Source organism: Acinetobacter sp. YH18001, assembly GCF_013416975.1.
GTDB lineage: Bacteria > Pseudomonadota > Gammaproteobacteria > Pseudomonadales > Moraxellaceae > Acinetobacter > Acinetobacter pseudolwoffii.
The window spans coordinates 1-9,404 of the sequence record NZ_VPEU01000058.1 but is presented as its reverse complement, the minus strand read 5'-3'; the positions used below and the strand labels follow the sequence as shown (position 1 = coordinate 9,404).

9 protein-coding genes and 1 pseudogene are annotated in these 9,404 nt (G+C 50.4%); 3 read left to right on the top strand and 7 right to left on the bottom strand.

All coding sequences use genetic code 11. The features are described from left to right. Positions 1–144: 144 nt before the first annotated feature. From sul2 to FTV48_RS13145, 3 genes are all read left to right on the top strand, one after another. Complete coding sequence (gene sul2 / locus FTV48_RS13155; RefSeq protein WP_001043260.1) at positions 145–960, top strand: sulfonamide-resistant dihydropteroate synthase Sul2; 816 nt, start codon at positions 145–147, stop codon at positions 958–960. A gap of 86 nt (positions 961–1,046) precedes the next feature. Then, on the top strand, positions 1,047–1,334 hold the full coding sequence (locus tag FTV48_RS13150) for a phosphoglucosamine mutase (RefSeq protein ID WP_159516853.1): 288 nt from the start codon (positions 1,047–1,049) through the stop codon (positions 1,332–1,334). 21 nt (positions 1,335–1,355) lie between these two features. After that, positions 1,356–1,820, top strand: a complete 465-nt coding sequence (locus FTV48_RS13145) for an ATP-binding protein (RefSeq protein ID WP_071830580.1) — start codon at positions 1,356–1,358, stop codon at positions 1,818–1,820. Between the two features lie 73 nt (positions 1,821–1,893). Here FTV48_RS13145 and mph read toward each other — a convergent pair whose 3' ends face one another. The 7 genes and pseudogenes from mph to FTV48_RS13100 all read right to left on the bottom strand — a co-directional run. Then, the gene (gene mph / locus FTV48_RS13140; protein ID WP_071830579.1) at positions 1,894–2,781 is read right to left on the bottom strand and encodes an Mph(E)/Mph(G) family macrolide 2'-phosphotransferase; all 888 of its coding nucleotides are present in this window, start codon (positions 2,779–2,781) and stop codon (positions 1,894–1,896) included. Between the two features lie 673 nt (positions 2,782–3,454). Then, on the bottom strand, positions 3,455–4,948 hold the full coding sequence (locus tag FTV48_RS13130; RefSeq protein ID WP_001120888.1) for an IS91-like element ISVsa3 family transposase: 1,494 nt from the start codon (positions 4,946–4,948) through the stop codon (positions 3,455–3,457). Between the two features lie 210 nt (positions 4,949–5,158). Further along, positions 5,159–5,383, bottom strand: coding sequence for a hypothetical protein (locus tag FTV48_RS13125; RefSeq protein WP_000743213.1), 225 nt, complete (start codon positions 5,381–5,383; stop codon positions 5,159–5,161). After that, complete coding sequence (locus FTV48_RS13120) at positions 5,380–6,117, bottom strand: recombinase family protein (RefSeq protein ID WP_001366550.1); 738 nt, start codon at positions 6,115–6,117, stop codon at positions 5,380–5,382. The genes FTV48_RS13125 and FTV48_RS13120 overlap by 4 nt, the downstream gene beginning before the upstream one ends. A 148-nt stretch (positions 6,118–6,265) precedes the next feature. Further along, on the bottom strand, positions 6,266–7,432 hold the full coding sequence (locus FTV48_RS13115; RefSeq protein WP_024160783.1) for a tetracycline-inactivating monooxygenase Tet(X3): 1,167 nt from the start codon (positions 7,430–7,432) through the stop codon (positions 6,266–6,268). Between the two features lie 189 nt (positions 7,433–7,621). After that, positions 7,622–8,287 (bottom strand): tyrosine-type recombinase/integrase, encoded by a 666-nt coding sequence (locus FTV48_RS13110; protein WP_015060916.1) that lies wholly within the window; start codon positions 8,285–8,287, stop codon positions 7,622–7,624. A gap of 284 nt (positions 8,288–8,571) precedes the next feature. Continuing rightward, positions 8,572–9,404 (bottom strand): annotated as a pseudogene (locus tag FTV48_RS13100) (IS91-like element ISVsa3 family transposase); the annotation flags it as partial.

The following is a 9,404-nucleotide window of genomic DNA, read 5'->3' as shown; positions in this document are numbered from 1 at the left end:
TGTTCCATTTTAGAGATTTGTTTAAGATAAGATATAACTCATTGAGATGTGTCATAGTATTCGTCGTTAGAAAACAATTATTGTGACATTATTTCAATGAGTTATCTATTTTTGTCGTGTACAGAGATTATTATAGAAGCCCCCATGAATAAATCGCTCATCATTTTCGGCATCGTCAACATAACCTCGGACAGTTTCTCCGATGGAGGCCGGTATCTGGCGCCAGACGCAGCCATTGCGCAGGCGCGTAAGCTGATGGCCGAGGGGGCAGATGTGATCGACCTCGGTCCGGCATCCAGCAATCCCGACGCCGCGCCTGTTTCGTCCGACACAGAAATCGCGCGTATCGCGCCGGTGCTGGACGCGCTCAAGGCAGATGGCATTCCCGTCTCGCTCGACAGTTATCAACCCGCGACGCAAGCCTATGCCTTGTCGCGTGGTGTGGCCTATCTCAATGATATTCGCGGTTTTCCAGACGCTGCGTTCTATCCGCAATTGGCGAAATCATCTGCCAAACTCGTCGTTATGCATTCGGTGCAAGACGGGCAGGCAGATCGGCGCGAGGCACCCGCTGGCGACATCATGGATCACATTGCGGCGTTCTTTGACGCGCGCATCGCGGCGCTGACGGGTGCCGGTATCAAACGCAACCGCCTTGTCCTTGATCCCGGCATGGGGTTTTTTCTGGGGGCTGCTCCCGAAACCTCGCTCTCGGTGCTGGCGCGGTTCGATGAATTGCGGCTGCGCTTCGATTTGCCGGTGCTTCTGTCTGTTTCGCGCAAATCCTTTCTGCGCGCGCTCACAGGCCGTGGTCCGGGGGATGTCGGGGCCGCGACACTCGCTGCAGAGCTTGCCGCCGCCGCAGGTGGAGCTGACTTCATCCGCACACACGAGCCGCGCCCCTTGCGCGACGGGCTGGCGGTATTGGCGGCGCTGAAAGAAACCGCAAGAATTCGTTAACTGCACATTCGGGATATTTCTCTATATTCGCGGTTCAGCAGGCATGTCCCCTTTGAGGGCGACCCGACGACAGGATAATCGACCTTATGGTGCGCAAATATTTCGGCACAGACGGTATTCGTGGCAAAGCCAACGAAGGCGCGATGACGGCGGAAACCGCCTTGCGCGTCGGCATGGCGGCTGGCCGTGTCTTTCGTCGCGGTGACCACCGCCATCGTGTCGTGATCGGCAAGGATACGCGCCTGTCGGGCTATATGCTTGAACCCGCGCTCACAGCCGGTTTCACCTCGATGGGCATGGACGTATTCCTTTTTGGCCCGCTGCCGACAACGTATAGGAAGAATAAACGCCCTTTTCACCCAAGTCCAAATTAATTTGCCGATTCCATAATCAGGGTGTATTACAATTCCATAGAGTTTTTCAATCCAGGTGGTTTAGCTGATAACTTAACGATTGATCAGCTTCTTCGTGAAGATTACTCGCCATGGGCGCGCAATAAAAGGATATCTGCCACGTTCAAAGAAGCGCATTTTATTGAAAAATATGGGTCAGGCATCAAACGAATCCAAGAAGGCTTCGCATCCTATGGTCTGCGTCCCCCTGTCTTTGAAAATTTCCAGCACGGTTTTCGAGTTATTGTCTCATCAAAGCTACTTTTCGAATCTAATGAGGGAGTAAGTGAGGGAGTAAATCTACTATTTAATCAGATAAGAACTAATCCAGGAAAGCGTGCACCATTTTTAGTAAACGAGCTATTAGTTCCTGTCAAGATAGTAGAGCGGTGGCTCAAAATCTTAAGAGATGATCATAAAATCGAGTTTCGAGGAGCTCCTAAAAGTGGAGGATACTGGCTAAAATAGAAATCAATGATACTCTTAAGTGGCACCAATCGAACTCCTATTTTAGCATTTAAAAAAGTATCCTCACATCATTTTATTGAACAATACCTAAGGCTGCTCTGGCGGCATTGATATGATTATCGTCGTTGCACTCTACCGCAAAAGCGCCATATGCTAATGGAGCTGCAGCAGCCCTCTCTATAGATTGTTCGTAGAGCCTATCCCATATCGTTCCGCCTTGTTTAGCATACTCCGTTATCAAACTCTTCAGGCTATCCTCTCCAAAAACCGATACGTGACCAGAAAAGTCCAGTGCAGGATCACCCATATGCGCAGTAGACCAATCTATGATACCAGAGGTCTTACCTTCCTTCGAGGTTAAGACATGCCCTGCATAGAGATCGCCATGGATGAAACAAGTGAATTCAGGCCACAAAGGGTCATTGTCCAACCATCTACGGTATCTGTTTTCCAACGGCTCGCTGATACCTATCTCAGATTTCACCAAGTGGATACGGTCAGCTATTTCGGTCCTCAATTCACTTGGAGTCATTATTTTCAAGTTGCTCTTTCTCACATCGTCAGCTGTAATACGATGTAATTCGGCCAATGATTTTGCCAGAGACTCCACATAAGCTATGCTATCGCGATCTATGTTCCAAGAAACCTCATGTGTTATCGCATCGAATGTCAGAGCAGGCGCATCCTCCAGTAAAGGGTAGGCTATTAGGCGCTCCGATACAATTTTCCAATCAGGGACATTGATCGACAGGTTTCTTTTGGCTAAATCCAATATTCTACTTTCATTTTCGATTTGTTCAAGCATATCGCTTCTTCGAGGTATACGGAGTACCCAGTTCTCACCGTTTACTTCCTTTACAAAGGCAACTCTAAAGTCGATGCCCATCTCATTGACGCTCATCTCTTCCGAAATTCTCAGCCCATGCTCTAGGGCTAATGTTTGCATATCTTCGATTGTCATTTCTATACTGTTTTCTTTTATTAAATTGGTACCAGTTCCCCCGACAGGACATTCTGAATGTCATATACAGGTGTAACACTTTACCCATATTCTTTTCGTATGGATAACACTTCCCATCAGGGAACAAAAATCTGATACATGAATTAATTGTGAGACAGTAGACCTACTGTCGCATTGAAGCCATCTCGGCGACTATTTGATTAGGAAAACCAAGGCTTTGCCATCATAGCCTTATCATAGAAGTATAACATAGTTGTAAAGATAGAAAATTATTTTTTATTCATCCATGATGTTATTATTTTATAATAACATCATCTAAACATGTCCTGTCGCTCTTTTGTGCTGTGATATTTCATACCTATTAACTGCTTTCGTTTGAATTATACGACGTTCTACTCACAATAGGGCAAGGGTTACTCATTCCGTAGGATGCGGTTCACGTATAGGAAGAATAAACGCCCTTTTCACCCAAGTCCAACAGCTTTGGACCGCAGTTGACTCTTTCGACACCCCTGCGATGCAACCCAATCCGGCTGACGGGGAGCCAGCAACGCTGAAAATTTACCCTCCTCTTTCCCACTAGCGGCTCCTTTTCCGACAACCAGCACGGCGGATCCCTGCCGCGGCGCTGTGAACGCAGCATTTTGATTGGTATCGTTGGCCTTCAGGCTCGTCAGTCAAACAGACCCAGGAGCAGCTCAGCCGGTGGCGCCCGGCTTTCGGGTAACGCCCTGGTCCCGCTGGTTTCGGCTTTGTGCTTCAGGTGATCAAGGATCTGCTTGATCACTATAGGGTCTTCAATGCAGGCGATGACTTTCATGGCGCCGCCGCAGCCGCTGCAGGTCTCGATGTCGATATTGAAAACACGCTTGAGCCGTTGCGCCCATGTCATCGACGCTCGCCGTTGTGCTGGTGTTGCCGGTTCATCAGCCACCCTGACCTTGTTGCCCCTGCCCCGTTTTGCCGGCGTGACCAACGCCCGGTGCCGACTGTTGGGTGCGAACACCCCGTGGAAGCGGGTTAGGTTGACTCTGGGCTTCGGTACCAGGGCGGCCAGCCTTGCAATGAAATCCAATGGTTCGAAAATGACGTGCGTGGTGCCGTCCCGGTACGGCGTCTTGAGCTGGTAGCGCACGTTGCCGCCTCGTGTTAACGACAGCCGCTTCTCGGATACCGCCGGGCGGCTGATGTACCGGCACAGCCGTTCGAGCTTCTTGCGTTCATCGGCCCTGGCCGCCACGCCGGCGTGCAGGCTGGACCCGGCTACCTTGCCAATCCCGTCACCGAACGGATCACCACTGGTCGGCAGAGTTTGCAAAGTGAACACCTTTCGCCCCGCCTGTGAACCGACAGCGATACGGTAAGTGATCGAGTGCCCCAGCAGGGGTGTCATCGGGTCGTCATCCACCGCATCCGAGGCCAGATAGCTGTTTTCGACATCCCGTTCCAGCAGGCCTTGCCGTTCCAGATAGCGACCCACCCGGTGGGCGATGGTGTGCGTCAGCTGGGTGAGCTCTGGGCTGGTCGGCGCCTTGACCCAGCGGAAACGCGCTGAGCCGTGGGATTGCTCGACATACACACCGTCGAGAAACAGCATGTGGAAGTGAACATTCAGATTGAGCGCCGATCCAAAACGCTGGATCAGGGTGACCGCGCCCGTCTTGGCCACTTGGTGGGTATGGCCCGCTTTCTTGACCAGGTGCGTGGCAATGACGCGGTAAACGATGCCCAGCACCCACCCCATGATCTCGGGCCGGCTGGCAAACAGGAAACGCAGCTGAAACGGGAAGCTCAACACCCACTGACGCATGGGTTGTTCAGGCAGTACTTCATCAACCAGCAAGGCGGCACTTTCGGCCATCCGCCGCGCCCCACAGCTCGGGCAGAAACCGCGACGCTTACAGCTGAAAGCGACCAGGTGCTCGGCGTGGCAAGACTCGCAGCGAACCCGTAGAAAGCCATGCTCCAGCCGCCCGCATTGGAGAAATTCTTCAAATTCCCGTTGCACATAGCCCGGCAATTCCTTTCCCTGCTCTGCCATAAGCGCAGCGAATGCCGGGTAATACTCGTCAACGATCTGATAGAGAAGGGTTTGCTCGGGTCGGTGGCTCTGGTAACGACCAGTATCCCGATCCCGGCTGGCCGTCCTGGCCGCCACATGAGGCATGTTCCGCGTCCTTGCAATACTGTGTTTACATACAGTCTATCGCTTAGCGGAAAGTTCTTTTACCCTCAGCCGAAATGCCTGCCGTTGCTAGACATTGCCAGCCAGTGCCCGTCACTCCCACTCGATTGTAAACAAGCACACAAAACCCTTTAGTGACAACAATTTGCAAGAACTATCAGGCTCAGTGCCATGAAAAATACCATGACCAGATCATGAGGTTGAACACGGCTTGCGCCGGCAGCGTTCACGCTCTTGGTCGGCGATCTCGCCCGGCTGCAATGCTAGCTCAGCATCGGTCATGCGCTCCAGCACGTCGCGTAGGCGGATGGTGCAAGGAATGGGCGGCAGCTCGAACTCATAGCCGCCGGCGATCATTTCGGCCGCAATCTCCTCGGTGATGAAAAACGGCTCGTCGTCTTGGTTCGGCTTCTTCATGCCCTTTCCTCCTGGCGCTCATCCTGGCCGACAGCGGCCAGGGCATCGGCTTCCGTCAATGCGTCCTCCACGAACGCGCCGTGCTGCTTCGCTTCGGCCTGGCTGACCTCGGCCCATATCCGTTTCACCTGGGCCGCACTGTACCCGGCCAGCTCGGCGGTCTTGTTGATGCTGTAGCCGGACTTGCGCAGCGCGACAACTTGGGCGCGGCGCTTCGGATCAGCACGGCGGCCCTTGTACCGCCCGGCCTGGCGGGCCAACTCAATGCCTTGGCGCTGGCGTTCGCGCCTGTCCTCGTAGTCGTCGCGGGCCATCTGCAAGGCCAGGCGAAAAAGCATGATCTGCACGGCTTCCAGCACGATCTTGGCGACGCCCTGGGCCTCGGCCGCCAGGTCGGATAGATCGACCACGCCAGGGACGGCCAGGCGTGCGCCTTTGGCCTGTATCGAGGCCACCAGGCGCTCGGCCTCGGGCAAAGGTAGGCGGCTGATGCGGTCGATCTTCTCGGCAATGACCACCTCGCCGGGCTGTAGGTCGCCGATCATGCGCAGCAGCTCAGGCCGGTCGGCGCGTGCGCCGGATGCCTTCTCACGGTAGATGCCGGCGACGTAGTAGCCGGCGGCCTTCGCGGCCGTAGTGATCGCCTCTTGGCGTTCCAAGTCCTGCGCGTCGGTGCTGACGCGCAGATAGACCCGCGCCACCATCGGCGCGGCTACTGGCTTCGTCCTGCGCATACTTGCGGGCTCCTTTGGGCATACTCAAATGCACCCATCTTAAACTGGCAGCTAATGTACAAAAGTTGATAGAAGCACACAAGTTCAATTTTGCACTTCTGCCCCACTATTGCAAAACTGCTTGTTAGTAGCCGTTTTTTCTTACTGTTTATAGATTCAATAATTTTTGAAACGAAAAATTGGGACTAAACATTTCGGTTTCGTTTTCTGTCGATTCGTCCTGCGTATCTTTTGCATAAACAAACATTTGTTGTTCGTAGTTTTCGATGGCATTTTCAATACTTGTAAATTCTCCGTTTGTAAGGTTTTCAGACAATATCAAAGCATCCAATAATCCCGTATTTACACCCTGTCCTGCAAAAGGCGACATCAAATGAGCAGCATCGCCAATCATTGTTATGGGTAATGGACGGTTACTTTTCCAATCATTGTTCAAAGGAAATTTCCTTGTGGGCAAGCATTGAAATGTTGATACCGAACGTATTAATTGTTTGTAAACTTCACTCCATTTGGAAAATCTTTTCAATAAAAAATCGGCAACGCTGTTTCTGTCCTGAAAATCTAAGGGAATTTTATTTTTCCATTCATCGGGCGTTTTAAAACTAATTCCTAAATACAATGCACCATTATTATTGGGATTGGCAAACAATAAAATGCCCTGATGTCCCGCCATTAATCGGTTGCCGTTGCATAGCTGAAAAAATCCGGGACAGTTTATTTCCGGTTGAAGAATATCAGCTTGGATGTTGAAAGTACCGGTTTCTTCAACTTGCGTGTCGGTAACAAAGCTCCTTATTTTCGACATTCCACCATTGGCAAGAATAACCAAATCTGCTGTTTCACTCGGTTTATTCTCAAAAGTTAGTGTCCACTTCTTCTTACCAGGTTCAAGCATAACAAGTTTTCTATCCCAAATAACCGTGTCGTTTTCTAAACTATTCAACAAGATAGCCCTTAAGTCATTTCTGTTTATTTCAGGATTGTCAAATCGATTTTCGGGCTTTACATTTTTTGTGGATAAAATATTGCCTTTTTCATCAGCAATATTTACACCCATTGGTAAGGCTAAGTCATAATAAGTTTGTAACAATCCCGCTTTTTTCATTGCTTCCTGACCTGAACCTTTGTGTAGGTCAAGGGTTCCACCAAAAATTCTTGCCTCTCGGTCGTTGTCTCTTTCGTAAACTGAAACGTCTATGCCGTTTTGCTGTAATAATTTTGCCATAGTCAGTCCAACGGGTCCACCACCAATTATTGCAACGTTCTTATCACTAAGTAAATTCATTTGTTTGTCTGTATCTATTCGCATTGTCATTCAAAAATGGCACATAACAAGTGGCTATACGCCAAATGGCGTATATATCCACTATATCTTATTTTGCTAAACCTTTCATTATCAGTGACAAATCCGTTTTCAACCGTTTACCGTTCGTTTCTACTCTCTCAAAAGGATTTATATTCATAGTGCTTTTTGTTAAGTTTTGCTCAAATATACAAATCCTTTCTATATATCTAACAAATCCATCGGACTTTTTAATTGTTCCATTCCCTTGGTGGTAATATGTGTATAAACCTCAGTTGTTTTACTGCTTGAATGACCTAACAACGATTGAATATAACGTAAACTCGTACCATTCTCAAGCAAATGCGTTGCAAAGCTATGTCGTAAGGTATGTACAGTAACTTCCTTTTGAATCTTTGCTTTTAAAACAGCTGCTTTAAAAATGTTTTGAATACTTCGGCTTGAGTATGCGCCACCTTTTTGACCTTCAAATAAATAATCTTTTGGTTTATATTCCATAAAGTATGTTCTTAAAATAATTAATGTTTTCTCAGATAAAATGGTATAACGATCTCTTTTTCCTTTTGACTGTTCTATACGAATTTGCATGCGCTTGGAGTCAATGTCTTTTATTTTCAGGTTTATACATTCAGAAATGCGCAAACCTGCCGAATAAATAGTCATCAGAATAGCCTTGTGTTTCACGTTTTCAATAGCGCGTAGTACCCGAATGGTTTCTTCTTCACTCATCACAACAGGAAGTGTTTTTTCTTTTTTTGGTCTTTCGATGAAATATGTTTTCCGTTGTCCACCCAAAACACGTTCGTAATAAAACTTAATCGCATTGATTGCCTGGTTTTGATAAGATATTGAAACTTTTCGCTCCATAACCAAATGTCGGAGAAATGATTGTATATGTCCTTCATTCAATCGATCGACGTATAGGAAGAATAAACGCCCTTTTCACCCAAGTCCAACAGCTTTGGACCGCAGTTGACTCTTTCGACACCCCTGCGATGCAACCCAATCCGGCTGACGGGGAGCCAGCAACGCTGAAAATTTACCCTCCTCTTTCCCACTAGCGGCTCCTTTTCCGACAACCAGCACGGCGGATCCCTGCCGCGGCGCTGTGAACGCAGCATTTTGATTGGTATCGTTGGCCTTCAGGCTCGTCAGTCAAACAGACCCAGGAGCAGCTCAGCCGGTGGCGCCCGGCTTTCGGGTAACGCCCTGGTCCCGCTGGTTTCGGCTTTGTGCTTCAGGTGATCAAGGATCTGCTTGATCACTATAGGGTCTTCAATGCAGGCGATGACTTTCATGGCGCCGCCGCAGCCGCTGCAGGTCTCGATGTCGATATTGAAAACACGCTTGAGCCGTTGCGCCCATGTCATCGACGCTCGCCGTTGTGCTGGTGTTGCCGGTTCATCAGCCACCCTGACCTTGTTGCCCCTGCCCCGTTTTGCCGGCGTGACCAACGCCCGGTGCCGACTGTTGGGTGCGAACACCCCGTGGAAGCGGGTTAGGTTGACTCTGGGCTTCGGTACCAGGGCGGCCAGCCTTGCAATGAAATCCAATGGTTCGAAAATGACGTGCGTGGTGCCGTCCCGGTACGGCGTCTTGAGCTGGTAGCGCACGTTGCCGCCTCGTGTTAACGACAGCCGCTTCTCGGATACCGCCGGGCGGCTGATGTACCGGCACAGCCGTTCGAGCTTCTTGCGTTCATCGGCCCTGGCCGCCACGCCGGCGTGCAGGCTGGACCCGGCTACCTTGCCAATCCCGTCACCGAACGGATCACCACTGGTCGGCAGAGTTTGCAAAGTGAACCCCTTTCGCCCCGCCTGTGAACCGACAGCGATACGGTAAGTGATCGAGTGCCCCAGCAGGGGTGTCATCGGGTCGTCATCCACCGCATCCGAGGCCAGATAGCTGTTTTCGACATCCCGTTCCAGCAGGCCTTGCCGTTCCAGATAGCGACCCACCCGGTGGGCGATGGTGTGCGTCAGCG